The 26,292-nt window shown below is 66.1% G+C and carries 28 protein-coding genes, 1 tRNA gene and 1 riboswitch; of the genes, 7 read left to right on the top strand and 22 right to left on the bottom strand.

Annotated features, from left to right (window positions below):
- From NFU08_RS11855 to NFU08_RS11875, 5 genes are all read right to left on the bottom strand, one after another.
- On the bottom strand, positions 1–254 hold a 254-nt coding region (locus NFU08_RS11855), incomplete at its 3' end, for a hypothetical protein (protein ID WP_251423511.1).
- Between the two features lie 147 nt (positions 255–401).
- A tRNA-Val gene (locus NFU08_RS11860) sits at positions 402–474 on the bottom strand.
- A 111-nt stretch (positions 475–585) separates the two neighbouring features.
- A complete protein-coding gene (locus NFU08_RS11865; RefSeq protein WP_174178231.1) occupies positions 586–1,506 on the bottom strand; it encodes an NAD-dependent protein deacetylase in 921 nt (306 codons plus the stop codon).
- 6 nt (positions 1,507–1,512) lie between these two features.
- Positions 1,513–2,007, bottom strand: a complete 495-nt coding sequence (locus tag NFU08_RS11870; protein ID WP_174178229.1) for a peroxiredoxin — start codon at positions 2,005–2,007, stop codon at positions 1,513–1,515.
- Positions 2,004–2,423 carry a DUF3052 domain-containing protein gene (locus NFU08_RS11875; protein WP_174178227.1) on the bottom strand — a complete coding sequence of 140 codons (420 nt, stop codon included), beginning with the start codon at positions 2,421–2,423 and terminating at the stop codon, positions 2,004–2,006. The genes NFU08_RS11870 and NFU08_RS11875 overlap by 4 nt, the downstream gene beginning before the upstream one ends.
- A 426-nt stretch (positions 2,424–2,849) precedes the next feature.
- Between NFU08_RS11875 and aceE the strand changes: the two genes are divergently transcribed.
- The 6 genes from aceE to NFU08_RS11905 all read left to right on the top strand — a co-directional run bounded on the left by aceE (position 2,850) and on the right by NFU08_RS11905 (position 10,835).
- Entirely contained in the window at positions 2,850–5,591 is a 2,742-nt protein-coding gene (gene aceE, locus NFU08_RS11880) for a pyruvate dehydrogenase (acetyl-transferring), homodimeric type (protein ID WP_251423514.1), read from the top strand.
- Positions 5,592–5,745: 154 nt separating this feature from the next.
- Positions 5,746–6,990, top strand: coding sequence for a CdaR family transcriptional regulator (locus tag NFU08_RS11885; protein ID WP_174178223.1), 1,245 nt, complete (start codon positions 5,746–5,748; stop codon positions 6,988–6,990).
- A gap of 88 nt (positions 6,991–7,078) precedes the next feature.
- Entirely contained in the window at positions 7,079–8,008 is a 930-nt protein-coding gene (locus NFU08_RS11890) for an ACP S-malonyltransferase (protein ID WP_251423517.1), read from the top strand.
- Positions 8,005–9,066: a beta-ketoacyl-ACP synthase III gene (locus NFU08_RS11895; protein WP_174178219.1), complete on the top strand. Its 1,062-nt coding sequence runs from the start codon at positions 8,005–8,007 to the stop codon at positions 9,064–9,066. Before NFU08_RS11890 ends, NFU08_RS11895 begins: the two co-directional genes overlap by 4 nt.
- Before the next feature lie 79 nt (positions 9,067–9,145).
- A complete protein-coding gene (locus NFU08_RS11900; RefSeq protein ID WP_009359314.1) occupies positions 9,146–9,391 on the top strand; it encodes an acyl carrier protein in 246 nt (81 codons plus the stop codon).
- 208 nt (positions 9,392–9,599) lie between these two features.
- Positions 9,600–10,835 (top strand): beta-ketoacyl synthase, encoded by a 1,236-nt coding sequence (locus tag NFU08_RS11905; protein WP_174178217.1) that lies wholly within the window; start codon positions 9,600–9,602, stop codon positions 10,833–10,835.
- Between the two features lie 88 nt (positions 10,836–10,923).
- On the opposite strand, the gene NFU08_RS11910 is transcribed toward NFU08_RS11905, so the two are convergent.
- The 17 genes from NFU08_RS11910 to NFU08_RS11990 all read right to left on the bottom strand — a co-directional run bounded on the left by NFU08_RS11910 (position 10,924) and on the right by NFU08_RS11990 (position 24,246).
- On the bottom strand, positions 10,924–11,427 hold the full coding sequence (locus tag NFU08_RS11910) for a DUF3145 domain-containing protein (protein ID WP_066276789.1): 504 nt from the start codon (positions 11,425–11,427) through the stop codon (positions 10,924–10,926).
- A 241-nt stretch (positions 11,428–11,668) separates the two neighbouring features.
- Complete coding sequence (locus NFU08_RS11915; protein WP_174178213.1) at positions 11,669–12,595, bottom strand: tyrosine recombinase XerC; 927 nt, start codon at positions 12,593–12,595, stop codon at positions 11,669–11,671.
- A gap of 108 nt (positions 12,596–12,703) precedes the next feature.
- On the bottom strand, positions 12,704–13,894 hold the full coding sequence (gene dprA, locus NFU08_RS11920) for a DNA-processing protein DprA (RefSeq protein WP_251423520.1): 1,191 nt from the start codon (positions 13,892–13,894) through the stop codon (positions 12,704–12,706).
- Positions 13,895–13,905: 11 nt separating this feature from the next.
- Positions 13,906–15,450: a YifB family Mg chelatase-like AAA ATPase gene (locus tag NFU08_RS11925; protein WP_251423523.1), complete on the bottom strand. Its 1,545-nt coding sequence runs from the start codon at positions 15,448–15,450 to the stop codon at positions 13,906–13,908.
- Positions 15,451–15,807, bottom strand: coding sequence for a YraN family protein (locus NFU08_RS11930; protein WP_066276799.1), 357 nt, complete (start codon positions 15,805–15,807; stop codon positions 15,451–15,453).
- Between the two features lie 137 nt (positions 15,808–15,944).
- Positions 15,945–16,271 carry a DUF2469 domain-containing protein gene (locus tag NFU08_RS11935; RefSeq protein WP_056335405.1) on the bottom strand — a complete coding sequence of 109 codons (327 nt, stop codon included), beginning with the start codon at positions 16,269–16,271 and terminating at the stop codon, positions 15,945–15,947.
- Positions 16,272–16,319: 48 nt separating this feature from the next.
- Positions 16,320–17,090 carry a ribonuclease HII gene (locus NFU08_RS11940; RefSeq protein ID WP_251423526.1) on the bottom strand — a complete coding sequence of 257 codons (771 nt, stop codon included), beginning with the start codon at positions 17,088–17,090 and terminating at the stop codon, positions 16,320–16,322.
- A gap of 2 nt (positions 17,091–17,092) precedes the next feature.
- The gene (gene lepB, locus NFU08_RS11945; protein WP_251423529.1) at positions 17,093–17,920 is read right to left on the bottom strand and encodes a signal peptidase I; all 828 of its coding nucleotides are present in this window, start codon (positions 17,918–17,920) and stop codon (positions 17,093–17,095) included.
- A complete protein-coding gene (lepB, locus tag NFU08_RS11950; protein WP_251423532.1) occupies positions 17,921–18,595 on the bottom strand; it encodes a signal peptidase I in 675 nt (224 codons plus the stop codon).
- Positions 18,596–18,680: 85 nt separating this feature from the next.
- Positions 18,681–19,040 (bottom strand): 50S ribosomal protein L19, encoded by a 360-nt coding sequence (gene rplS / locus NFU08_RS11955; protein ID WP_066276805.1) that lies wholly within the window; start codon positions 19,038–19,040, stop codon positions 18,681–18,683.
- Between the two features lie 275 nt (positions 19,041–19,315).
- On the bottom strand, positions 19,316–20,128 hold the full coding sequence (trmD, locus tag NFU08_RS11960; RefSeq protein WP_251423535.1) for a tRNA (guanosine(37)-N1)-methyltransferase TrmD: 813 nt from the start codon (positions 20,126–20,128) through the stop codon (positions 19,316–19,318).
- Positions 20,129–20,677: a ribosome maturation factor RimM gene (gene rimM / locus NFU08_RS11965; RefSeq protein WP_174178198.1), complete on the bottom strand. Its 549-nt coding sequence runs from the start codon at positions 20,675–20,677 to the stop codon at positions 20,129–20,131.
- 107 nt (positions 20,678–20,784) lie between these two features.
- On the bottom strand, positions 20,785–21,027 hold the full coding sequence (locus NFU08_RS11970) for an RNA-binding protein (protein ID WP_013601399.1): 243 nt from the start codon (positions 21,025–21,027) through the stop codon (positions 20,785–20,787).
- A 1-nt stretch (position 21,028) separates the two neighbouring features.
- The gene (gene rpsP, locus NFU08_RS11975) at positions 21,029–21,451 is read right to left on the bottom strand and encodes a 30S ribosomal protein S16 (RefSeq protein ID WP_104184819.1); all 423 of its coding nucleotides are present in this window, start codon (positions 21,449–21,451) and stop codon (positions 21,029–21,031) included.
- Positions 21,452–21,666: 215 nt separating this feature from the next.
- Positions 21,667–22,107: a hypothetical protein gene (locus NFU08_RS11980; RefSeq protein ID WP_174178248.1), complete on the bottom strand. Its 441-nt coding sequence runs from the start codon at positions 22,105–22,107 to the stop codon at positions 21,667–21,669.
- A gap of 79 nt (positions 22,108–22,186) precedes the next feature.
- Entirely contained in the window at positions 22,187–23,062 is an 876-nt protein-coding gene (locus NFU08_RS11985) for a VOC family protein (RefSeq protein ID WP_251423538.1), read from the bottom strand.
- Positions 23,063–23,163: 101 nt separating this feature from the next.
- Positions 23,164–24,246: an amidohydrolase family protein gene (locus NFU08_RS11990; RefSeq protein ID WP_251423541.1), complete on the bottom strand. Its 1,083-nt coding sequence runs from the start codon at positions 24,244–24,246 to the stop codon at positions 23,164–23,166.
- 77 nt (positions 24,247–24,323) lie between these two features.
- Positions 24,324–24,431, top strand: a riboswitch (TPP riboswitch).
- On the opposite strand from NFU08_RS11990, the gene thiC reads away from it, so the two are divergent.
- Entirely contained in the window at positions 24,426–26,249 is a 1,824-nt protein-coding gene (gene thiC, locus NFU08_RS11995) for a phosphomethylpyrimidine synthase ThiC (protein ID WP_285835593.1), read from the top strand. Its footprint overlaps the riboswitch before it by 6 nt.
- Positions 26,250–26,292 lie beyond the last annotated feature (43 nt).

The raw sequence follows: 26,292 nt of genomic DNA on the forward strand, positions 1-26,292 counted from the left end.
CCCCCGCCCAGCCCGTCCCTCTCAAGGAGCATGGTGGTGAGGGCTGACCCAGCGTTCCTTCCCAGCCGGACCTGGAGCTGGAGGACCTCGACGTCCACCCTGCTGAGCCCCTTGGGCATACGGCGGCGCGTCTCCCACCAGTTGACCCGTTCGAACCACCTCACCGGTTCGGCACCCACGGCCCATTCCCTGCCACTGCTGAGCACCGCCGTCGGCCTGCCGTCGGTGCCTGTCCTCAGAATCACGTGTTCCATGCCTGCAAGCTATGGCAGGGGGCCGACATTCACGCCGAGGGGGACAGCAGGCGGGCAAACTGTGCAGTAAAAAAAGGGGGCAGCAGTAACGGGGCAACAAAAAACCCCGCAGCTTCCGCCAGAAGGCGGAAACTACGGGGTTTGCGGTGGGTCCTACCGGGATCGAACCGATGACATCCACGGTGTAAACGTGGCGCTCTACCAGCTGAGCTAAAGACCCATTATTGCCGGACCAGGCGCTGCTGCGCCCTGACCAACGAACATAGACTCTACCCGACGACAGGCCTAAATTGCGAATCGGCACACGCGCCCTGCCCGTTCCGCCGCCCGGCTAAACCGGCGGAAGCTCAGCGGCGAGCCAGGTCAACGATTCGCTGACGCCGGCTTCCAGCTTGACGGTGGCCTTGTCGTCCCCGCGCGTGGCCCCACGGTTGATGATGACCACCGGCTTGCCGTCCTTCGCCGCGTGCCTGACAAACCTGAGGCCGCTCATCACCGTGAGGGAGGAACCCGCGACCACCAGTGCCGCCGCGTCGTCAACCATCCGGTAGGACGTTTCAACCCTGTCCTTGGGCACGTTCTCCCCGAAGTACACGAAGTCCGGTTTCAGCGTTCCTCCGCAGGCGGGACACACAGCAACAACGAAGCTGCTGATCAGTGCCTGGTCCTCAACAGTTGAATCGGCATCCGGCGCCATTTCCACCAGGCCCGATTCCTTCGCCCGGTCAATGAAGCCGGGGTTCAGTTCCTCCAGCATTCCTGCCAGCAGGCGGCGGGAGTAGGTCCGGCGGCAATCCAGGCAAACTATCTGGTCATACCGGCCATGGAGGTCCACTACATTGACGCTGCCGGCGTCCTGGTGGAGCCGGTCGACGTTCTGCGTGATGAGGCCCGTCAGGTGTCCACGGCGTTCCAGTTCGGCAGCGGCACGGTGGCCCTGGTTGGGATCAGCGTGGCGGAGGTGCGACCATCCGATATGGTTTCTCGCCCAGTAACGCTGGCGGTTCGCAGCCGCCTTCACGAACTCCTGATAGGTCATTGGTGTCCGCGGCGGCGATCCCGGCCCACGGTAGTCGGGAATGCCCGAGTCGGTGCTGAGGCCGGCACCGGTTAGGAGGGCGAACCGGCGCCCTGCCAGCAGGTCCCTGATGCGGACCAGGACCTCAAGCTCATCGGAAGAAGGCAGGGCGGGAGGAACGGGCGGCATGCTGGCAAAGCCCGTGAGGCCCACACCATGCCGCTGCTCAGCCATAACCTGTCAGGCCTTATCCAGCCCGGCCAGCGCTTTGCGGTATTCGCCGAGGTCCCGGGCCTGTCCGCGCGGGTTCACCACGGTGTAGCGGATGGTGCCCCCGGCATCGATGATGAACGTGCCCCGCAGCGCCATTCCACTGTCAGGGTCGAAGACACCGTAGAGGCTTGCTGCGGCACCGTGGGGCCAGAAGTCCGCCAGCAAATCGAAGGTATACCCCTCCTGCTCGGCGTAAGCCCGCAGGGTGAACTTGCTGTCAACGGAGACCGCCAGGACAACTGCGTTCCCGTCTTCGAACAGGGCCAGGTTGTCCCTGATTTCGCAGAGCTCGCCGGTGCAGATGCCGGAGAAGGCGAAAGGGTAGAACACCAGCACCACGTTCTGGCCGCGGAAGGCGGACAACCTGACCGGCTCGCCGTACTGGTTGACCAGTTCAAAGTCGGGTGCCGGAGCGCCAACGGCGGGGACGGCAACGGAGGCAGCGGCAAGCGCTGCCGTCACTTGTTTTTCCTGCTCACCAGCCGCGTTGCGCTCCAGTCCTTGGATACGCCTGCCGACGTCGTCACGTGCAGTCCGGCGGTCGGCGCCGCTTCCTGGATATCCGCCGGGGAGACGTATCCGGTCCTTCCGGACTTGGGCGTCAGGACCCAGACGACGCCGTTTTCGCTTAGCGTGGTCAGCGAATCCATGAGGCTGTCCACGAGGTCCCCGTCGCCGTCGCGCCACCACAAAACGACGGCGTCCGCCACTTCATGGTCGTCCTCGTCCAGCAGCTCGGAACCCGTCAGGTCCTCAATATCGTCACGCAAGTCGAAATCGACGTCGTCGTCGTAACCGAACTCCTGAATCAGATCCCCATTCTTGAAACCCAATTTTTCCGCCACATTTACCGAAGTGGCGGCGTCGGCCTCGCTCACGTGTACCTCCAATGCCTTTTATGCGCGGTGCGCATAGTGATTTCCATTACTCCCAGCCAACACCCTTTGTGCCTGAGCTTCAAGCTGCCGCCCCCGTGATGTGGCATATTCTGCGTCACACCAGGTTCCGCCAACCCGCAGCGCAGCGGCTTTTCGTCACACAACCAGTATGACGGCGAAATACAACCGGGCCGCCCAACCCGCGGCTACGCATCGCGTTGGGGACAGAGTTAGAGTGGCAGGTGACAACTATGCCTGCGGGGCAACAACCCTGTAACTCCAATGCAGACGTAGGAATGCTAGGACCCTGCCCGGCACACATGACCGGGCTGTTGTAACCGATACGTCGCACACGGCGTATGTACGCCGGGCGGTCACCCTGCCCGGCCTGAGTGCGCCATCAATGCGCGCAAAGAGAGGTTGGACGTGGCTGCAGGAGAAGATACCTCCCATATCCTCAGCGGGTTGACTAACCAGCTGCCTGATCGTGATCCGGAAGAGACTGCCGAGTGGGTTGAGTCGCTGGATTCGTTGATCAGGGAACAGGGCACGGAGCGTGCCCAATTCATCATGCGGAGCCTGCTGCAGCGTGCCGGCGCGCAGAGCGTCGGGGTGCCGATGGTGACCACCACCGATTACGTGAACACGATCCCGGTGGACCAGGAAGCACCGTTCCCGGGCAACGAGGAATACGAGCGCCGGTACCGGGCGTACATGCGGTGGAACGCCGCGGTGATGGTGCACCGGGCGCAGCGGGCGAACATCGGCGTGGGCGGGCATATCTCCACCTATGCCGGGGCCGCGACCCTGTACGAGGTCGGCTTCAACCACTTCTTCCGCGGCAAGGACCACCCCGGCGGCGGCGACCAGGTCTTCTTCCAGGGCCACGCCTCCCCCGGCATGTACGCCCGGGCGTTCATGGAAGGCCGGCTCTCGGAGGAGGACCTGGACGGGTTCCGGCAGGAAAAGTCCAAGGAAGGACACGCTCTGTCCTCCTACCCGCACCCGCGCCTGATGCCCGAGTTCTGGGAGTTCCCCACCGTGTCCATGGGCATCGGGCCGATGAACGCGATCTACCAGGCCCAGTCCAACCGGTACCTGCACAACCGCGGCCTGAAAGACACCTCCGACCAGCAGGTCTGGGCGTTCCTGGGCGACGGTGAAATGGACGAGCCCGAGTCCCGCGGCCTGCTCCAGCTCGCCGCGAACGAGAACCTGGACAACCTGAACTTCGTGATCAACTGCAACCTCCAGCGCCTGGACGGGCCCGTGCGCGGCAACGGCAAGATCATGCAGGAACTCGAGGCGTTCTTCCGAGGCGCGGGCTGGAACGTCATCAAGGTCGTCTGGGGCCGGGAATGGGATGACCTGCTCACCAAGGACACCGACGGGTCCCTGGTGAAGATCATGAACGAAACCCCCGACGGGGACTACCAGACCTACAAGGCAGAATCCGGCGGGTTCGTCCGCGAACACTTCTTCGGCAAGGACCCGGCCACCAAGGACCTCGTCGCGGACCTCACCGATGACCAGATCTGGAACCTCAAACGAGGCGGCCACGACTACCGCAAGGTCTACGCCGCATACAAGGCAGCCACCGAATTCAAGGGCAAACCCACCGTCATCCTCGCCAAAACCGTCAAAGGCTACGGCCTCGGACCGCACTTCGAGGGCCGCAACGCGACCCACCAGATGAAGAAACTCACCCTGGATGACCTGAAGAAGTTCCGCGACCACCTGCGGATCCCCGTCACGGACGAACAGCTCGAAAAAGACCTGTACCAGCCGCCGTACTACCACCCCGGCACGGACGCCCCGGAAATCAAGTACATGATGGAGCGCCGCGCGGCCCTGGGCGGGTCCGTTCCCGAACGCCGGCCCAAGCACGCCGAGATCACCCTGCCCGAGGCCAAGTCCTACGAGGTCGCCAAACGCGGCTCGGGCAAACAGCAGGCCGCCACCACCATGGCCTTCGTGCGCCTGCTCAAGGACCTGATGCGGGACAAGAACTTCGGCAAGCACATCGCCCCGATCATCCCGGACGAGGCACGCACGTTCGGCATGGACGCGTTCTTCCCCACCGCGAAGATCTACAACCCCAAGGGCCAGAACTACCTCTCCGTGGACCGCGACCTGGTCCTGGCGTACAAGGAATCCGCCCAGGGCCAGCTGATCCACCCCGGCATCAACGAAGCCGGCGCCGTGGCAGCCTTCACCGCCGCCGGCACCGCCTACGCCACCCACGGCGTGCCCCTGGTCCCGGTCTACGTGTTCTACTCCATGTTCGGCTTCCAGCGCACCGGCGACGCCTTCTGGGCCGCAGCAGACCAAATGACCCGCGGCTTCATCATCGGCGCCACCGCAGGACGGACCACCCTCACCGGCGAAGGCCTCCAGCACGCCGACGGCCACTCCCCCCTGCTCGCCTCCACCAACCCCGCCGTCGTCACCTACGACCCCGCCTACGGCTACGAAATGGGCCACATCATCCGCGACGGCCTCGAACGCATGTACGGGCCGGACTCGGAGGACCGGAACCTGATGTACTACCTCACGGTGTACAACGAGCCGATCACCCAGCCCGCCGAACCCGAGGAACTGGACGTCGAGGGCGTGATCAAGGGCATCTACCTGCTCGCCCCGGCAAAGATCGACGGTCCCCGGACCCAGATCCTCGCCTCCGGCGTCTCCGTCCCCTGGGCCCTCGAAGCCCAGCGGATCCTCGCCGAAGACTGGTCAGTCTCCGCGGACGTCTGGTCCGTGACCTCCTGGAACGAACTGCGCCGCGACGGACTCGCCGCCGAGGAGGAAGCCTTCCTCAACCCCGGCGAACCCGCCCGCGTCCCCTTCGTCACCCAGCAGCTCGAAGGGGCCACCGGACCCGTCGTCGCCGTGTCCGACTACATGAAGGCCGTCCCCGACCAGATCCGGCAATTCGTCCCCAACGAATTCGCCACCCTCGGTGCCGACGGCTTCGGCTTCTCCGACACCCGCGCCGCAGCGCGCCGCTTCTTCAAGAACGACACCCACTCCATCGTGGTGCGTTCACTGGAGATGCTCGCCCGCCGCGGCGAGGTGGATACGCAGGCCCCGATCAAGGCGATTGAGAAGTACAGGCTTCACAACGTCAATGCGGGCACCACGGGCAACGCCGGCGGCGAAGCCTAGCCTGTCTCCTAAGTAAAGACGCGACGGCGGCCCCCTCCACAAGGCGGGGGCCGCCGTCGTCCGTTAAGGCCCAGGGGCCATGTGACGCAGGGCAATGTGGATTGTAGCCTTTGCACAAATGGAGGTTGCGGGACGCTGCCCGTATGCTCAAAGAATGCCAGCACCTGCCACCCCGTCCGCCAAGCGCAAACCGTCCACTCCGGGGGTTACTCCGGAGAAGTCGGAGACCCTTAAGAAACTGCGGGCAAACGTGGGCCAGCTGTCCACCACCACCATGCGCGAGCTGGAAAAGTCGCTGCCCTGGTACAGCCGCCTCAGCTCGGACGAGCGCTCGGCGCTGGGCATGGTGGCACAGAACGGCATAGCGGCTTTTGTCACATGGTACGAGCGGCCCAGCTCTCCGTCATGGATCCTGACGGACGTCTTTGGAACAGCACCCACCGAACTGACCCGCTCCATCAGCCTGCAGAAAGCGCTGCAGTTGATCCGGATCGTGGTGGAGGTGGTGGAGGACCAGGTACCGGTCATTGCACCGGAGGCCGACCAGCCGTCCCTCCGTGAAGCCGTGTTGCGCTACTCGAGGGAAGTTGCCTTCGCTGCGGCGGACGTCTACGCGCGTGCCGCGGAATCCCGGGGGTCCTGGGATACCCGGCTCGAGGCCCTGATTGTGGACGCCATCCTGCGCGGCGAGAACACGGACGCTTTGCGCTCCAGGATCGCGGCGCTTGGCTGGAAGGCCCAGGAGCGCTTCACGGTCATGGTGGGCAACTCCCCTTCGGAGCCCAGTGCCAGCTACGTCAGCGAGCTGCGCCGGATGGCCGGCCGGTACGCGGAGGACGCACTGGTGGGCATCCAGGGCGACCGGCTCATCCTCATCCTGGGCGGCGTGCAGGACAGGGAAACCGCATATGTGAAGCTCAGCGAGATGTTTGCTCCCGGCCCTGTGGTGTACGGCCCCGAGGCCGGTTCGCTGTTGGAGGCCAGCGGTTCCGCCCAGTCGGCATTTGCCGGCCTGACCGCGGCCAGGGCGTGGCCTTCGGCCCCCCGGCCCGTGGCTGCCGACGATTTGCTGCCTGAACGGGTCATCTCCGGGGACGACGCCGCCCGCCGGTCCCTGGTCAAGAACATCTACCGCCCCCTCCTGGCGGCATCCAACGGGCTCGTCGAAACCCTCGGCACCTACCTGGAGCTGGGGCATTCACTGGAGGCGACAGCGCGGGAACTCTTCGTTCACGCGAACACCGTGCGGTACCGTTTGAAGCGCGTCTGCGACGTCACGGGGTGGGATCCACTCCTGCCGAGGGAGGCTTTCGTGCTGCAGGCCGCACTCGTTGTGGGGCGTCTTTCGGCGCCACCGAAAGCTGCGGCCGAACGCCAGCCGTCCCGGAATCAGCCCTGACGCGTTGTAGACTTCCTACAACCTGACCCCGTGAGCTTGGTGCGGACAAACACCGCTGGATCACACAGTAATTTGGAAAGCTGGATACGTGCTTGCAATAGTCTGCCCTGGACAGGGCTCACAGACCCCGGGTTTTCTGGCCCCTTGGCTGGAACTGCCCCCGGTGGCAGGCCAGCTGGCCGCCCTCAGCGACATCGCAGGCATTGACCTGATCGCCCACGGGACCACCTCGGACGAAGAAACCATCAAGGACACCGCCGTAGCGCAGCCCCTGATCGTGGCCGCCGGACTTGTTGCGGCCGCTTCCCTGTTCGATGTTGAGCTCAGCTCACTTCCGGTCATCCTGGCAGGCCACTCCGTTGGTGAAATCACCGCCTCCGCCCTCGCAGGCGTACTCACCGAGCAGGAGGCCATGACGTTCGTCCGCGAGCGGGCCAACAGCATGGCTGCAGCTGCTGCCGTCACCCCCACCGGCATGAGCGCAGTGGTGGGCGGCGACCCCGCCGACGTCCTGGCAGCCATCACGGCCTCGGGCGCCACTCCAGCCAACGTCAACGGCGCGGGACAGACTGTTGCCGCAGGAACCTTTGACCAGCTGAAGGCCCTGGCCGACAACCCGCCGGCAAAGGCCCGGGTCATCCCCCTGAAGGTTGCCGGCGCCTTCCACACCAGCCACATGGCTCCCGCAGTCAGTGCCCTTAAGGCGCTTGAACCCCAGCTGAAGCCGCAGGCGCCGAAGGTGCCGCTGCTGTCCAACTACGACGGCGGTGAAGTCACTGACGGCCACGCCGCCGTCGGGAGCCTCATCGCCCAGGTGTCACGTCCCGTCCGCTGGGACCGGTGCATGGAGACGATGGTTGCGCGGGGCGTCACCGGCGTCATTGAACTTGCTCCTGCCGGCACTCTTGCCGGGCTCGCCAAGCGGGGCATGCCCGGCGTCAAAACCGTCGCGGTCAAAACCCCGGACGACCTTTCCGCCGCCCTGGCGCTTTTCGCAGAACTGGAGGGCAACGCATGAGCGTTCCCACACTGAAACAGGCCCCGATTCAGGAGCACACCCGGATCCTCGGCCTGGGCGCCTTCCGGCCGGACGTCATCGTCACCAACGAAGACGTGTGCCAGTGGATCGATTCCTCCGACGAATGGATCCGCCAGCGCACCGGCATCGTGACCCGGCACCGGGCCCCGGCCGGGGTCAGCGTCATCGACATGGCCGAGGGCGCTGCCCGCGAGGCGATGGAGAAGGCTGGAATCCAGGCCTCGGACCTGGGCGCCGTCATCGTCTCCACCGTGACCCATCCCTACGCCACGCCGTCTGCCGCGGCCGCCCTGGCGGACCGCCTGGGCGCCACCCCGGCACCCGCCTTTGACATCTCCGCAGCCTGCGCCGGCTACTGCTACGGCATCGCCCAGGGGGACGCACTGGTCCGTTCAGGCGCCGCGAAATACGTCCTGGTGGTGGGCGCTGAAAAGTTGTCGGACGTCATCGACAACCGTGAACGAACCATCTCCTTCCTGCTCGGGGACGGTGCCGGCGCCGTCGTCATTGGACCCTCCGAAACTCCCGGAATCGCACCGTCGGTCTGGGGGTCGGACGGCAGCAAGTGGGACGCCATCGGCATGACCCGTTCCATGCTGGATGTCCGCGACCTTGGCATGGCTGCCCGCCAGTCGGACTCGACAGGGGACCTTGCCCTGCTCGAGGAAGCCCAGGAACTGTACCCCACCCTCCGCCAGGACGGCCAGACCGTCTTCCGCTGGGCCGTGTGGGAGATGGCAAAGGTGGCCCAGCAGGCCATGGACGCAGCCGGTGTACAGGCCGACGACCTGGTGGCCTTCATCCCCCACCAGGCCAACATGCGCATCATCGACGAGATGGTGAAGAAGCTGAAGCTGCCCGAGACGGTTACAGTGGCACGGGACATCGCCGATGCAGGGAACACCTCTGCAGCGTCCATTCCGCTGGCCACCCACCGCCTGCTGGCCGAAAAGCCGGAACTGAGCGGCGGACTGGCCCTCCAGATCGGATTCGGGGCCGGGCTCGTCTTCGGCGCACAGGTAGTTGTCCTTCCTTAGGAACGCCCCAACAGGCCGCAACCGCGTCCTGAACCATTTCCGGCAGCCCCTGCCGGCAATACAAGAAAAGGAGCCATCAATGGCTAGCAACGAAGAGATCCTGGCCGGCTTGGCTGAAATCGTCAACGAAGAAACCGGCCTGGCCCCCGAGGCCGTGGAGCTGGACAAGTCCTTCACCGAGGACCTGGACATCGACTCCATCTCCATGATGACCATTGTGGTCAACGCCGAAGAGAAGTTCGGCGTGCGCATCCCGGACGAAGAGGTCAAGAACCTCAAGACCGTCGGCGACGCCGTCAGCTTCATCGCCGGAGCACAGGCCTAGCCAAGGCTTCCGCCGTTCAATCGGCATGGCAGGGCTGCCGGTCCGGACGACCGGACCGGCAGCCCGCCGCATTTTCCGGTACCTGCACCACGCGGCAGTCCCCCTACGGGCGTTGTCCCCGGCAGCGTTGTTGCTTGAAGCAGTGTGCCGATCATCAATACGCGGGACCTCCGGCAGACGGATTCCCCACCGACGAAAGAGTGATCCCATGACACGCAAAGTAGTCATTACCGGTCTGGGTGCCACCACGCCCATCGGCGGCGATGTACCCACGATGTGGAACAACGCGCTCAAGGGGGTCTCCGGTGCCCGCACCCTGGAGGACGACTGGGTAGCCAAGTACGAGCTTCCCGTCCATTTCGCCGCGCGTTGCAGCACCCCGGCCCTGGACGTGCTCAGCCGCGTCGAGGCCAAGCGGATGGACCCGTCCACCCAGTTCGGCGTCATCGCAGCCCGTGAAGCCTGGGCTGACTCCGGCATCACCGACTTTGACAAGGACAGGCTGGCAGTCGCCTTCGCCACGGGTATTGGCGGCGTCTGGACGCTCCTTGATGCCTGGGACACCCTCAAGGAAAAAGGCCCCCGCCGGGTCCTCCCCATGACCGTTCCCATGCTGATGCCCAACGGCGTTGCCGCAGCCGTCAGCCTGGACCTCGGCGCCCGCGCCGGCGCCCACACCCCTGTTTCCGCCTGCGCGTCCGGCACCGAAGCCCTGCACCTCGGGCTCGACCTGATCCGCTCAGGCAAGGCCGACGTGGTCATGTGCGGCGGCGCCGAAGCCGCCATCCACCCGATGCCCCTCGCAGCCTTCGCCTCCATGCAGGCCCTCTCCCGCAGGAACGACGAGCCGGAACGCGCTTCCCGCCCCTACGACACGGGCCGCGACGGCTTTGTTATGGGTGAAGGCGCCGGAGCCCTGGTCCTCGAAGCTGAGGAGCACGCCCTGGCCCGCGGGGCGCGCATCTACGGTGAACTGGCTGGAACATCCGTCACCGCAGACGCCTACCACATCACCGCCCCCGACCCCGCAGGCCTGGGTGCCACCCGCGCACTGAAGGCCGCAATGTTCGATGGCAGGATCCAGCCGGAGGATGTGGTGCACGTCAACGCGCACGCCACGTCAACGCCGGTGGGAGACAAACCTGAATACACGGCCCTCCGCGCTGCACTGGGAAACCATGTGGACAACGTCGCCGTCTCCGCAACGAAGTCCCAGATGGGCCACCTCCTGGGCGCATCCGGTGCCGTTGAGGCCGTCCTGACTGTGCTTGCTGTCTACGACCGGAAGGCACCGGTCACCATCAACCTGGAAAACCAAGACCCGGAGATCCCGCTCGACGTCGTCACCTCGGCCCGCGACCTGCCCGCAGGCAACATCGTGGCGCTGAGCAACTCATTCGGCTTCGGTGGCCACAACGCCGTCATTGCGGTCCGCAGCGTCTGACCGTCAGGACGTTATAGCTCCTACAAGAGGAGGCCCCGCGATTCGGCGGGGCCTCCTCTTTGCTATGGAAAAATCAGGTCGACGGCGGTCAGCCCACCTGGTGGAGCCAACGGACGGGTGCGCCTTCGGCGGCGTGCCGGAACGGCTCAAGTTCCTCGTCCCAGGCCTCGCCGAGGGCAAGGGAAAGCTCGTGGTAGACGGCTGCGGGGTCGCCGGCGCCCGACTCGTAGGCGTACCGGATCCTGTCCTCGGACACCATGATGTTGCCGTGCACGTCGGTGACGGCGTGGAAGATGCCCAGCTCAGGGGTATGGGACCAGCGGCCGCCGTCGACACCCTGGCTTGGCTCCTCGGTGACCTCATAGCGGAGATGCGCCCATCCCCGCAGGGACGACGCAAGCTGCGATCCCGTGCCGGGGGCACCGGTCCAGGACAACTCGGCCCGGAACATTCCGGGCGCGGCAGGCTGCGGGGTCCACTCAAGGTCCGTCCGCTTGTCCACGACAGATCCGATGGCCCACTCAACGTGGGGGCACAGAGCCGTAGGGGCCGAGTGAACGAACAGCACACCGCGGGTCATTGCAACAGACATTCCATCCTCCATAGCTCTAGGTACGTCTTCCCCAACGACCTCTGCCTGGATGAAACTGCCGTGCCTTCACTGCGGCTGTGTTTCCTGCCTGCGTATTCAGATGTATCAGATAAAGCTGTGTCCGGGCTTACCGTGACGCAGGAAGCTGCTAGCTTCAAGCGGGACTTGAAAGTTGCCGGACGTGATTCTTATTGTGCCGTACCGCACCAAATTACGCCAGTGCGATTCCCGTCACGCGGACTTACGCCCTCGGGTGCGCCTGCTGGTAGCTTTTGCGCAGCCGGTCGACCGAGACGTGGGTATAGATCTGGGTGGTGGCCAGGCTGCTGTGCCCGAGGATTTCCTGCACCGCGCGCAGATCGGCTCCGCCGTCCAGCAGGTGCGTGGCCGCCGAATGTCGGAGCGCGTGCGGGCCTGACGCGGAGGTGTCGCCGAGCCCCGCGAAAAGGTCGTTGACCATGGCGCGGACCTGCCGCTGGTCCACCCTTCCGCCCCGGACGCCCAGGAAGAGGGCCGGCCCGCTGTTGTCCCGGACAACGAGTGGCCTGCCGCGCCGCAGCCAGTCATCCACTGCCAGGGCTGCCGGAACACCGTACGGAACAGTGCGCTCTTTGTTGCCCTTGCCGATGACGCGCAAAGTCCGCCGGTCCGGGTCCAGGTCATCAACGTCCAGCCCGGCCAGTTCGCCCACCCGGACTCCCGTGGCGTAGAGCAGCTCCACGATGGCGCGGTTCCGCAGGGCGAGCGGGGCACCCTCGGCCGCAGCCTCTTCAAGGGTGGACAGCAGCCGGGTCAACTGTCCGGCCTGCAGTACCCCGGGCAGGGACTGTTCGCGCTTGGGGGCCTTGAGCCGGAGGGCGGGATCGGTGGTGATACGTTCCTCCGCCATGGCCCAGGCCGTAAAAACCCTGACAGCGGCGGACCGGCGGGCCAGGGTGCTGCGCGCCGCGCCCTCCTGGCTCTGGGCACCGAGCCAGCGCCGGAGGGTTCCGAGTTCCAGGTCCTGGAGCCGGACCGCGCCTTCGGACGCAGCGTGGGACAGGAGGCTGCGGACATCACCCAGGTATCCGCGGAGAGTATGGGGGGAGACTGCGCGCTCGGCGGACAGGTACTGCGCGAAGGCGTCAAGCGCCCCGCCGAGCTCCGCAGGCAATCCCTCATCATCCACCCGTCTACTCTCTCAGCTGCGGTGGGGAAATTATTGGCTGACACGCGTCGCGCCGCCCGGCGCCTGCGCCTCAGGTCCGGGGCGGCCGTACCTGCCGGGCAATTCGCGTCAGCCTGTTGCCTTGCCGCGTTTCCAGCCTCCCCGTTCCGGGACGGCGAGGCCCAGCAGGCCCAGCCGGCCCAGCCCGGCCCGCACCGACTCCTGGGCCAGGCCGGCCACCACCGAGAGTTTTTCCACCGATGTCACGGAGCGGAGGGGAAGAGCGTCCAGGAGGATCAGATCCTCCAGCGTCAGCCCGTCCTGCACCGCGGCCTGCCCGTGGCGGGGATCAGGGAGGGCGGAGCCGCTCGGCCCGGCCAGCTCGGCTACCTCGGCAGCATCGGTCACGCAGACGGCGCCGCCGTCCCTCAGAAGCCGGTGGCATCCGGCCGAGTTGGCGCTGTGTACCGACCCCGGAACAGCCCCGACCGCCCGGCCAAGGGTCTCGGCGTGATGGGCGGTGTTGAGCGCCCCGGACCGCCACCTGGCCTCGACCACCACGGTCACGGCGGACAGGGCGGCAATGATGCGGTTACGTTGCAGGAACCGATAACGGGTGGGAGCGGAGCCCGGCGGAACCTCGGCCAGGACAGCGCCTTGGTTGGATACCGCCCGCAAGAGGTCATCGTTCCCCGAAGGATAGAACCGGTCCACTCCCCCTGCCATCACAGCAATGGTGGGGACCGCACCGGACGCTCCGGCGAGGGCGGCCCGGTGGGCATGCGCGTCGATCCCGTAGGCCCCTCCCGACACCACGGTGAAGCCGCGCTGGGCCAGCGAGAAGGCAAGATCGCCGGTGACGGAGGCGCCGTAACTGGTGCTGTCCCGCGAGCCAACCAGGGCTATGGATGTCGCTGCTCCGGGCAGCGGCTGTTCCTGGCCCCGCCACCAGAGGCAGATCGGCTCCTGGATTCCAAGGTCAGCCAGCTGGACCGGCCACAATTCGTCCGACGGAATGATCAGCCGGCCGCCCAGCCGCGCCATGGTTGCCAGGTCCCGCTCGGGGGCCAGATCCGGTATCCGGGGATGCCAGCGTTTCAGGGAAGCGGCCAACCCTGCCCAGCTGGTGCCAGGGCCCCCGTCCGAGAGCAGCGCGGTGATCTCCCGCTCCAGCTCGGGGCCGGCCGACAGTTGCCCCGTGGCGATCCGCAGGGCATCCACTGCCCCGGCCGCCTGCACCAGCGCAAGGCCGGCCGCGTCCTGGGGTTCCATGAGGCGTGAGAGTGCGGCTCGGGAACGCCGCTCGATGCCCGAATCCATGGCTGCCTCCTTCATGCTGCGGCCGCCGTCGCCTGCCGAAGCCCCAGCGCCTGGCCGATGTCGTTGATGTCCGGTTGCTCCCGGTATCCCAAGTCGGCGAGGGTCCACGCGAGCCGGAGCACCCTGTCGTAGCCGCGCGCCGTGAGGACGCCGCGCTCCAGGGAATGATCCAGGATGCGTGTCACTGCCGGCGGGAGCCGAAGCTCGCCCCGGAGGATGCGGCCGGGGATCTGCGCATTGGTTTCCAGCCCGTAGGCGGCCAACCGCGCCCGTTGCCGGGACCGTGCGCCCAGCACCCGCCGTGCGACTGTTGCCGTGTCTTCCTCAGCCCCTGCCTGTCCGAAGTCGGCCAGCGAAACCCGTTCCACCTGAAGCTGGATGTCCACCCTGTCGAGGAGCGGACCGGACATCCTGGCCAGGTAACGCCGTCGCATCATGGGCGTGCAGGTGCAGTCGAGCCCTTTGCCGGAGGCCTTGCCGCAGGGACAGGGATTGGCGGCGAGCACCAGCTGGAACCTTGCTGGGTAGGCAGCGGTTCCTGCTGACCGGTGGATCACCAGTTCACCGCTTTCCAGGGGCTGGCGGAGGGCATCGAGCACGCGGCGCTCGTACTCGGGTGCCTCGTCAAGGAACAGGACTCCGCGGTGGGCACGGGAGGCGGCTCCGGGCCGGGGAAGCCCCGAGCCTCCCCCAATGATGGCTGCCGCGGTTGCCGAGTGGTGCGGACTTTCGAAGGGTGGCCGCCGGAGGAGCTGCACAGGGGAAGACGGCAGTCCGCACAGCGAATGGATGGCCGTGACCTCCATGGACTCATGGTCGCCAAGATCCGGCAGGAGCCCGGGCAGGCGTTCCGCCAGCATGGTCTTGCCCGCGCCCGGAGGACCCGTCAGGAGGAGGTGGTGGGCCCCGGCAGCTGCGACTTCCAGTGCGCGCCGGGCATCCCCCTGGCCGGAGACATCCGCCATGTCAGGGTAAGTGCCGGCCTCCACTCCTGCGTCCCCGGGGCTGTCCGTGTCCTCTGGTTCGAAATCCAGCGCAAGCTCCTGGGGATCCGCCCCGAATTCCAGCGCCAGCCGGGCCAGGGTGCTGTACCCCCGCACGTTGGCATCAGGAACCAACGATGCCTCCGCCAGGTTTGCCTGCGCCACAACGATGTCCGGATAACCGGCCTGCACCGAGGCCATCACCGCCGGCAGGATTCCGCGAACAGGGCGCAGCCGGCCGTCGAGTCCCAGCTCTGCGATAAACACCGTCCGCCCGGTGGGTTTGATGTCATTGGCGGCGCGGAGTACGGCCATGGTCACCGCCAGGTCGAATCCGGATCCCCGCTTCGGCAGGGAGGCGGGGATGAGGTTGGCGGTGATCTTCCGGCGGCTCAGCGGAATTCCGGAATTCTTCGCCGCCGACCGGATCCGCTCCTTGGCCTCATTAAGGGAAGCGTCCGGAAGGCCGAGCAGTACGAATGCAGGGAGGGTCTGGCCGATGTCGGCTTCGACCTCCACCATGTAGCCGTTGAGCCCCACCAGGGCAATGGAGTAGGTGCGTCCCAGCGGCATTCAGCCCACCCCCCTGAGGTGCTCCACCAGGGGCGACCCGCCGCCGTCGTCAATCACCGCGATGACGTCAACGCGCCGCAGCGGCATCCGAAGCTCACGGTCCCGGCACCATGCGGCCCCCAGCCGGTGCAGCCGCGCCAGCTTGTCCGGGCCAACGGCTTCAAACGGATGGCCGTAATCGAGGGTACGGCGGGTTTTGACCTCGGCGATCACGAGGGCATCGCCGTCGAGCGCGACGATGTCTATTTCACCCTCGGTGCAGCGCCAGTTGCGCTCCACCACGAGCATGCCAAGGGTTTCCAGGTATCCGGCGGCAAGGTCCTCGCCGTGCCGGCCCAGCAGGTCTTTCGATTTCATGTCTACCTCCGCAACCAGCCTGGACGGGCTGGAACGCGAAGAACAGGACGCCGGTCCCCTATGTGGATGAACCGGGCCGGCAGGCCCTGTGAAGGAAAAGTCAGCTGTGCAGGGGAAGTCCGGGCCCGCGCAAGGTGCTAGTTGCCCAGGTCGACATCCTTGGGCAGGGCAAGCTCCTCGTTGCGCGGAAGCTCTTCGACGTTGACGTCCTTGAAGGTCAGGACGCGGACACTCTTGACGAACCGTGCGGAACGGTAGACGTCCCAGACCCAGGCATCCTGCAGGGTCAGGTCAAAGTAGACCTCGCCGTCTGCGCTGCGGGCCTGCAGGTCCACGTGGTTGGCCAGGTAAAAGCGGCGTTCGGTCTCGACAACATAGCTGAACAGCCCGACGACATCGCGGTATTCGCGGTAGAGCTGAAGCTCCATGTCGGTTTCGTAGTTTTCAAGATCCTCGGCACTCATGCTTCCATCTTGCACCATCGGCAGGGCGGCTGGTGTCCGGCGCGGGGCTCAGTCCCCGTCGGCAGGCCCTGCACCGTCCGCCAGGCCTTCGTCAGCCAGTTCCCCGCCAAGGAGCCGCCAGCTGACCCGGTGGTACGGCGTGGGCCCGGCAGCACGGAGGACATCCCGGTGCAGTGCGGTGGCGTAGCCCTTGTTGACGTCCCAGCCGAAGTCAGGGAACTCAGCATGGAGCTCCCGCATCATCCGGTCGCGCTCAACCTTTGCGATGACGCTGGCAGCCGCCACGCTCAGGCACTGCATGTCCGCCTTGACCTTGGTGTGCACGGGAGCGTCGCAGCTGGCCTCCACCACCGGCTCGTCGAACAGGGACAGCTGCCCGGCAGGTGAGAGCCAGTTGTGGCTTCCGTCCAGGAGCACCGCCTCGGGGCGGACGCCCGCAGACAGGACTTCCTGCCACGCCCTGGTTCCGGCAAGGCGCAACGCGGCGATGATGCCGATGGAGTCGATTTCCTGCGCTGAGGCGTGGCCCACTGCCGACGCCACGCTCCACCGGCGGACCAGCGGGTCAAGGCGTTCCCGCTCCGCAGGGGGCAGGAGTTTGCTGTCCCGGACCCCGGCCAGGGGCTTCTGCCGTTCCAGGTCAACGACGGCGATGCCCACGCTGACGGGCCCGGCAAGCGCGCCGCGCCCCACCTCGTCCACACCGGCAAGGTACCGGATCCCCTGGGCCTTGAAGGTCCGCTCGTGCCGGAGGGTGGGTGCCTTCCCCGGTGAGGGAACCTTGGTGGAACCCGGCCTGGGCTTGAGTGCGGCGGGCATGGTCAGGGCGCCGCCGGTACGTTGCGGAACACGTCGGGATAGTTGCCCAGGGTGGTGAACCGGCTCAGCGGCCAGGCAATGACGGCGGCTTTGCCCTCGAGGTCGGCCATGTCGATGAATCCCCCGTCGGAGTCCATGTGGGCGCGGGAGTCGGCGGAATGGTTGCGGTTGTCTCCCATCACCCATACCTTGCCCTCGGGGACAGTCACGTCGAAGTTGCGGATCTGCGGGATTTCCGCCGGATTGATGTAGCTCTCGTTGATGGCGGTCCCGTTTATGGTCAGTCTACCGCCGGCATCGCAGCAGACCACGTGGTCACCCGGGAGCCCGATGACCCTCTTGACCAGGTGCTGCTCGGAGTTGTCCGGCAGCAGGCCAACGAACGTCAGCCCGTCCTGGACCCAGGTGAAGGGGCCCTGCGGTTGTTCGGGGGCGGGCTGGAGCCAGCCCTTGGTATCCCGGAAAACCACGACGTCGCCGCGGTTCAGCGCGAACGGCTCGGGGACCAGGAGGTTGACGAAGATGCGGTCGTCCACTTCCAGGGTGTTGACCATGGACTCGGACGGGATGAAGAACGCACGGAACAGGAAGGTCTTGATCAGGAAGGACAGGACCACGGCGATCACCACCACCGTGGCCACTTCCTTCAACCATGCGAAGACGGGGCTGCCGGCGGGCTTCGCCGCAGACTTGGCGGCGGCGCGGCTGCCCGAGGCGCCGGACGCAGGCGCGCCAGGACCCTGGGCCGAAGTCCCGGGAACGGCATCGGCCGGAACGTCCGAAGCGCCTTCGTGGCGTGGTTCGGGAGTCCGCGCGTGGTTCTCGGGCATCTACTGTCCGTTCTCTGTTGTTGGTCCTGCAGGCGGACGGGGTACTGAAGCAAATCTATCAAGCGGCCAGATGATCTGGACCGGCCTGCCGATCACCCTGTCCAGCGGGACCATGCCGCCGCCGGGGGCTCCGAGCAGGCTTCGCGAATCGGCCGAGACGGAGCGGTGGTCCCCCATCAGCCACAGCCGGCCATCCGGGACCACGGCACTGAACCTTTGGGTGCTGGGGGCATCTCCGTTGAAGATGTAGGGCTCCGCCAGGGGCTCCCCGTTCACCGTCACGTTGCCGCCGCCGTCACAGCAGGCCAGCGAGTCCCCGGGGAGCCCGATGACCCTCTTGACGTAGGTGGTGTCACTGCCGGTGAGGCCGACCCAGTGGGTGACGGCAGTCGCGGTGTCCGCCAGGGGGCCCTTGCCGCTGTTGAGCGGGGCGAAACTGCCCCTGCCGTCAAAGACGACGATGTCCCCGCGCCGGATCGGCTCGGCGCGGAAGTCGGTCCGGGAAACCAGGATGCGATCCCCGCCTTCCAGTACGGGCTCCATGGACGCGGACGGGATGAAGTAGACATCAAGCCACAGAGATCGGACCAGTCCGCTGACCGCAACGGCCAGGATGACGGCCAGGAACGCAAAACGCCAGCCCATTTTCCGGGGCTGGCGTTTTGTGTGGTCCATGGTCCGTATCCTGGGCGCTGGTGCTGAATGGCTCCGGCGCTGGCCGGATACGGCTGCGGCCCGGCCTCTGCAGGTCCGAAAGGACTTACTTGGCGGTGCTGAAGTCGCGCTTTTCCTTGATCTTCGCAGCCTTACCGCGCAGTGCGCGCATGTAGTAAAGCTTCGCGCGGCGGACGTCACCCTTGGTGACGACCTCGATCTTGTCGATGATCGGGGAGTGAACCGGGAAGGTACGCTCCACACCGACGCCGAAGGAGACCTTGCGGACCGTGAAGGTCTCACGGACGCCGTCGCCCTGGCGGCCCAGGACGAAGCCCTGGAATACCTGGACACGGGAGTTCTTGCCTTCGATGATGTTCACGTGCACCTTGAGGGTGTCACCCGCGCGGAACTCGGGAACATCGGTACGCAGCGAGGCTGCATCGAGGGAATCGAGAATATGCATAATTGCACTCCTGGTGAACGCCACAGGTCATTCACTTTGGGTCACGGCAGCAAAACCTGGGGCGCTCGTGGCGCACCGGGGATCTCCGCCGAAAGGTAAGTGGTCCGGCCACTTCACTGGTTGATGAGGCCGGTTGCCTTAGCTGTTGGTTGCGCTCCCCCTGTGGCAGGTGCGGACCCAGCAGACACAAGGACTAATTTTGCCACACTGCGGGGTCTACAGCCAATCCCGCAGCGCCCGCACCCAGGCTGCCTGCCATGTCTGCATGACGCCCCTTAGTCCTGCGGGGTGCCTTCAGCGCCGGGCCGGCGGCGCAGGCGGCCGTTCACGACGTCGTATCCCAGGTCCTGCAGTTCGGTGCGGTCGGCACGCGGCAGCTTCCCGGCGTCGAACGCTTCGAGGAGGTCGGGGCGGCGTTCCGCCGTCCGCCGGAACTGTTCATGGCGGCGCCACTGCGCAATCCTGCCGTGGTTCCCGCTCAGCAGCACGGCAGGCACTTCGCGATCGCGCCACACAGAGGGCTTGGTGTAGACGGGGTACTCCAGGAGCCCGTCAGAATGGGATTCCTCCACCAGGGACTCGGGGTTGCCTACAACGCCCGGCAGCAGTCGTCCGATGGCTTCCACCATGGCCAGCACCGCAACCTCGCCGCCATTGAGGACGTAGTCACCCAGGCTGACGGGGCGGACGTCGAAATGCTCCCGGGACCACTCGATGACGCGTTCGTCGATGCCCTCGTAGCGTCCGCAGGCAAACGCGAGGTGCTCCTGCTCGGCCAGCTCGTAGGCCAGCGCCTGGGTGAACCTCTCCCCCGCCGGCGACGGCACGATCAGGACAGGCCTGCCCGATCCCTCCGGGCGGTCGGCTGCGATGGATTCCAGGGCCTGCGCCCATGGTTCGGGCTTCATCACCATGCCGGCGCCCCCGCCGTAGGGCGTGTCGTCGACGGTGCGGTGCCTGTCCGTGGTGAAGGCGCGGAGGTCGTGGACGCGGAGGTCCAGGATCCCGTCCTGGCGGGCTTTCCCGATCAGGGACAGTTCCAGCGGTGCCAGGTATTCGGGAAAAATACTGACGACGTCGATCCGCATTTAGTCTTTCTCCTCCGGCTCCGAAGCGGCTGCTTCGTCCTCCGCATTCAGCTCGAAGAGGCCGTCCGGCGGCGTGAGGAGGATGAACCCGCCGTCAACATTGACCTCGGGCACGATCTGCTCCACGAAGGGAATCAGGATTTCCTTGCCCTCCGGAGTGGTAACCATCAGCAGGTCCTGGACGGGCATGGTGTTCAGTGCGGTGACCTTGCCGACCACCCGGGAACCGATTCTGGCCTCGAGGCCAACGAGTTCGTGCTCGTACCAGCCTTCGTCGTCGTCTTCGTCCAGCTCCTCGGTTTCAATGAAAAGCTTGGCACCCCGGAGGGTTTCCGCTTCGTTGCGGGTCCCAATTTCGTCGAAGCCCAGCAGCAGGATGTCCTTGTTCCAGCGGGCGCTGTTTACGGTGAGCGGTCCCGCTGACGCCGGCTCAACCACGAATTCGGTGCCCGGCACGAACCTGTCCCCAGGGGCGTCGGTCAGGACCTGGACCGTCACTTCGCCGCGGATGCCGTGCGGTTTGCCGATTCGTGCCACCTGAAGCTGCATGTGTTCCTCTGTGTTGGATGTGGTTTTCGGTGCTCTGGTAAAAGCACTCCGGCCCCTCCACCGCATGGGTGGAGGGGCCGGAGCTAAAACGGAATAGTGCCGAGCGCTCAGCGGCGGCGGTCGGTGTCGACAACGTCGACCCGTACCGGTTCGCCACCGGCCAGGGCTGCCACTACGGTGCGCAGTGCGCGCGCCGTGCGGCCCTGGCGGCCAATCACCCGTCCAAGGTCGTCCTGGTGAACGCGCACTTCGAGGGTGTCCCCGCGACGGTTGCTCTTGGAGCTGACCTTGACGTCGTCCGGGGAATCAACGATTCCGCGGACCAGGTGTTCCAGCGCTTCTGCCAGCAATCTACTCAGCCTCGGTGGTCTCTGCTTCGGCCTCGGCGGGAGCTTCGGCTGCGTCAGACTTGGATGCCTTCTTGGTGATGGCTTCCGGGATGATCACGGAACCCTTTTCCGGGGCAACGAAGGCTTCCTTCTGGGTCTTGGTCTTCAGGGTGCCTTCCTGGCCCGGCAGGCCCTTGAACTTCTGCCAGTCACCGGTGATCTTGAGGATCGCGGCGACCTGCTCGGACGGCTGGGCGCCGACGGACAGCCAGTACTGGGCACGCTCGGAGTTGACCTCGATGTATGAGGGCTCTTCGGTGGGGTGGTACTTGCCGATCTCTTCGATGGCGCGGCCGTCACGCTTGGTGCGTGAGTCCGCGACGACGATGCGGTAGTACGGTGCGCGCATCTTGCCAAAGCGCTTAAGGCGAATCTTTACGGCCACTGTTGTGGTCACTCCTGTTTCAGAAAAGGGGGTGAACCCGGCGTTCTGCACCCGTGGGGCGGGCCGTACTTGCGGGCTCGAAGGACAGGATCCAGACGCGGAGAGAGGGGCCACGCAGATCGAGTACCTGTTTATTGTGCCAGATCAGCGCCAGGATTTCGACTTGGCGCGGCGTGACACGGGCGACGCCGGCCGGAGGTTCCGGCCGGATCAGCTCAGGCGGACCAGACGTACAGGCCGGTACGCTCCGAGTCGTCGATTCCGCCGGCGAGTTCAGCGAGCCGCTGCACGTACGTCCGCGCCTCTGCAGCGCCAAACGGCATGTCATCCTGCGCGGCCCACTGCTCGGCAACCTCTTCGAGGATGTCGCCTTCCCCTTCGGTTTCATAGGACAGCAGGTCCGCCAGGGCGCGCACCATGGCCGGGGGCACGGCCAGGAGCGAATCGCTGCCCACATCCACCATGGTCAGTTCGTAATCCGCTCCTCCGGCGTGCACGGCGGTACCGGCCAAGTCGCCCAGCTGCTCCACTTCAAAATCGCTGATGTCCGGAATCCGGACCGCGTCACCTGCGGGAGCGCTGCCGCCGCCGTCAAGGACGCCGGCACGCTTCAGTGCTGCGTCGTGGGTGGCAACAAAGATCTCGGTGAAGCCCATGGGGATTGCCCTCATTCCTTTGGCGGTGGTGCGGCCGCCGGGAGGCTGCTCCTGCCCGGCCGTTCGGATTCAGCCTAGTTCAGCGCACAGCCACCCGGATGCGGTTGCGCCACGGATCCTCGAAGCGGAGTTCGGCTCCGGTGTGGTGCGCGGCAACGCCGGCGACCTTGAGGCGGTCGGCGAGGGAGCCGACGTCCTCCCCTGACGGCACCTCGATGAGGACCTCGCCCAGGCCGAGGGTGTCCTTGCGGGGTCCCGCCCCGCGGCTGTTCCAGACGTTCATGGCCATGTGGTGGTGGTAGCGTCCGGCGGAAACAAACAGGGCCTGCCCGTGCCAGCCGGCGGTCTTCTCGAAGCCGAGGGTCCCCACGTAGAAGTCGCGCGCCGTCTGGACGTCTCCCACCTGGAGGTGCACGTGGCCGACGCCTGCCACGGACCCGAGCTGGCGCTCCAGGGAATCTTCCGTCAGGTGCTGCTCGAGGTACCGCTGCGGCGGGAGGGCCAGGCTGTCCATCACCACGTCCGTGCCGTTCCAGGACCAGTTGCTGCGCGGCCGGTCCCAGTAGAGCTCGATGCCGTTGCCCTCGGGGTCGTTGAAGTAGAAGGCTTCGCTGACAAGGTGGTCGGCGCTGCCGGTGAACGAGCGCGGTTCGAACCGGGCGGCGGTGGCGATGGTGGCAGCAAGGTCTGCCTGGTTCTCGAACAGCAGCGCCGTGTGGAACAGGCCGGCCTCTCCCCTGCCCGGCAGGTTCAGCCCGGGCGCGGGCGCCAGGTGCACAAGCGGCTTCTGCAGCCGGCCAAGGTAGATGCCGCCATCCTGCTCCGCAATGACCTCCAGGCCGAGGGCGCGCTGGTAGTAGTCGGTCATCACCTTCATGTTGCCCACCTTGAGCATCACAGTGCCCATGGCGAGGTCGGCAGGAAGAAGATCCTGGCTTGCGGCTTGTGCAGTCATTGGTAACTCCCGGTGCTGTGGGCCTTCCGGTTGGCAGCCCTTACACACTTAAAATTACTTGAAGCTTCAATTTATTCCAAGTCCCGGGGCCGGTTATCTTTTCAGCGGACCACCCGTCCGCCCAGGACAACGTGCGCCAGGTTACGGACCGCTTCCGGTACCTTCCGCGGGTCCTCCCGGCACAGGACAACATCTGCCCGTGCCCCTTCCTCCAGGCCCTCCGCGCCCAGCCACTCCCGCGCACTCCAGCACGCGGCGTCCAGGGCAGACGCCATGGGCAGCCCGGCAGCATGGAGGGCCAGGATCTCGTCGGCGATCCTGCCGTGCCTGATCACGCTGCCGGCGTCGGTCCCGGCGTAGATCCGCACGCCGGCCTCGAACGCCTCAAGCACCCGCTCCTCCCGCCGTTCCCACAGTGAACGCATGTGCGCCGCATACTGCGGGAACTTGGGTGCTGCCTGCGCGGCGATGTCCGGGAACGTGGCGATATTGACCAGGGTGGGCACAATGGGCACCTGCTGCTCCACGAAGCGGGGCAGGTGCCGCGGCAGGAGGCCGGTGGCGTGCTCGACGCAGTCGATGCCGGCGTCCAGCACGTCGTCGAGCGTCTCTTCCGCGAAGCAGTGGGCGGTGACGCGCGCGCCTTCGTCATGGGCGGCCAGGACTGCATCGCGGACGACGGCGGCAGGGAACGACGGCGCGAGGTCGCCGGCGCCGCGGTCAATCCAGTCCCCCACAAGCTTGACCCAGCCGTCACCTTCCCTGGCCTGTTTACGGACAGCTTCCACCAGGCCCTCCGGTTCGACTTCCTCAGCAAACCCCCGCAGGTACCGGCGCGTGCGCGCAACGTGGCGTCCGGCGCGGATCAGCACCGGGACGTCCTTTCTGTCCTGCAGCCATCGCGTGTCAGCAGGGGAACCTGCGTCCCGGATCAACAGTGTGCCTGCCATCAGGTCCGTCCGCGCCTGCTCTTCGGCAGTCGGAGCATCCACCGCCCCTCCCACGCCGAGCCCGATGTGGCAGTGGGCATCCACGAAGCCCGGCAGCACCCATCCCGCCAGGATCCGGTCCGGAGCCTTCGCCGGCCGGCGGAACGTCAGGCGCCCGTCGACGGACCACAGTCCGTGCTGCTCACTCCCGGGTCCGGTCAGGACTGTTCCCGTGAAGTGGATGATTTCTGCCATGTGCACCTCTTTCCTGCCCGGTCAGGCTAGCACCGGCAATGTGACAAGCCCCGAAAGAAGGGCTGTGGTAGCTTTCATCTTGACCACACGGGTGCCCCTGCAGGGGCTGAGATCGGGCTGACGCAGCCTGCGACCGTCGAACCTGTCCGGGTAATGCCGGCGAAGGAAGTGAGTATTCCTTGAGTACACCAAATCAGCAGCTTAACCCTGCCCGCAACACCCCGGGTGCCGCCACTGACGGGAACCCGCCGCCGGTGACGCAATCCTTGAAATCCCACTCCCTGGCCTACCTCGAGGACGCCGGGACCGGGATCCGTGTTCCCGTGACGGAAATTGCGTTGGAGCCGTCCCCCAACGGCATTCCGAACCAGCCGTTCCGGACCTACCGGACGGCCGGTCCGGGGAGCAATCCAGTTCAGGGCCTTCCTCCCTTCCGCAGGGAATGGATCGAGGCGCGGGCAGACACGGAAGCGTACAGCGGCAGGGAGAGGAACCTGCTCGACGACGGCCGCTCGGCTGTACGCCGCGGCGCCGCCAGCGCGGAGTGGAAGGGAGCGCCTCCCGTGCCGCGCCGCGCCGTCGAGGGCCGGACCGTGACCCAGATGCACTATGCGCGCCAGGGCGTCACCACCCCGGAAATGCGCTTCGTGGCGCTGCGGGAGAACTGCGATGTTGAACTGGTCCGGAGCGAACTCGCCGCGGGCCGGGCCATCATTCCCAACAACATCAACCACCCCGAATCCGAGCCGATGATCATCGGCAAGGCCTTCCTGGTGAAGATCAACGCCAACATCGGCAACTCGGCAGTGACCAGTTCAATCGCCGAAGAGGTGGACAAGCTGCAGTGGGCAACCCGGTGGGGCGCCGACACCGTCATGGATCTCTCCACCGGCGACGACATCCACACCACCCGGGAGTGGATCATCCGCAATTCGCCTGTCCCGATCGGCACCGTCCCCATCTACCAGGCCCTGGAGAAGGTCAACGGCGAAGCCAACGCCCTGACCTGGGAGATCTTCCGTGACACCGTCATCGAACAGTGCGAGCAGGGGGTGGACTACATGACCATCCACGCCGGCGTGCTGCTTCGCTACGTCCCCCTAACCGCCAACCGCGTCACGGGCATCGTGTCCCGTGGCGGGTCCATCATGGCCGGGTGGTGCCTGGCGCACCACCGGGAGAACTTCCTCTACACGCACTTCGATGAGCTCTGCGAAATTTTCGCCCGGTACGACGTCGCGTTTTCCCTGGGTGACGGCCTGCGGCCGGGGGCGACGGCGGATGCCAACGATGCCGCGCAGTTTGCCGAGCTGGACACGCTCGCCGAGCTCACGCAGCGTGCCTGGGAGCACGACGTCCAGGTGATGGTGGAGGGTCCTGGACACGTCCCGTTCCACCTGGTCAGGGAGAACGTTGAACGGCAGCAGGAGCTGTGCAAGGGCGCGCCGTTCTACACGCTGGGCCCGCTGGTGACCGACGTGGCCCCGGGCTACGACCACATCACCTCCGCCATCGGCGCAACGGAAATTGCCCGCTACGGCACGGCAATGCTGTGCTACGTCACGCCCAAGGAACACCTGGGGCTGCCCAACAAGGACGACGTCAAGACAGGGGTGATCACGTACAAGATCGCTGCTCACGCGGCAGACCTTGCCAAAGGCCACCCGGGCGCCCACGAACGTGATGACGCACTGTCCAAGGCACGCTTCGAGTTCCGGTGGCGGGACCAGTTTGCGTTGTCGCTGGACCCGGAGACGGCCGAGGCCTTCCACGACGAAACCCTCCCGGCCGAACCGGCGAAGACCGCGCATTTCTGCTCCATGTGCGGGCCCAAGTTCTGCTCCATGAGGATCAGCCAGGACATCAGGGACGAGTACGGCTCCGCCGAGTCGCAGGCGGCGCTTGCTGTAGCGGTAGCCGGCATGCGGGGCAAGAGCGAGGAATTCCTGGCCGCCGGCGGGAAAGTCTATTTGCCGGAGCTGAGCGTTCCGCCGGGGCGCTAGCAGCCTGCAGGTGCCGTCCGGCTGGTCATTGGGGGCCGGCCGG

Source organism: Pseudarthrobacter sp. NCCP-2145, assembly GCF_023708005.1.
Taxonomy (GTDB): domain Bacteria; phylum Actinomycetota; class Actinomycetes; order Actinomycetales; family Micrococcaceae; genus Arthrobacter; species Arthrobacter oxydans.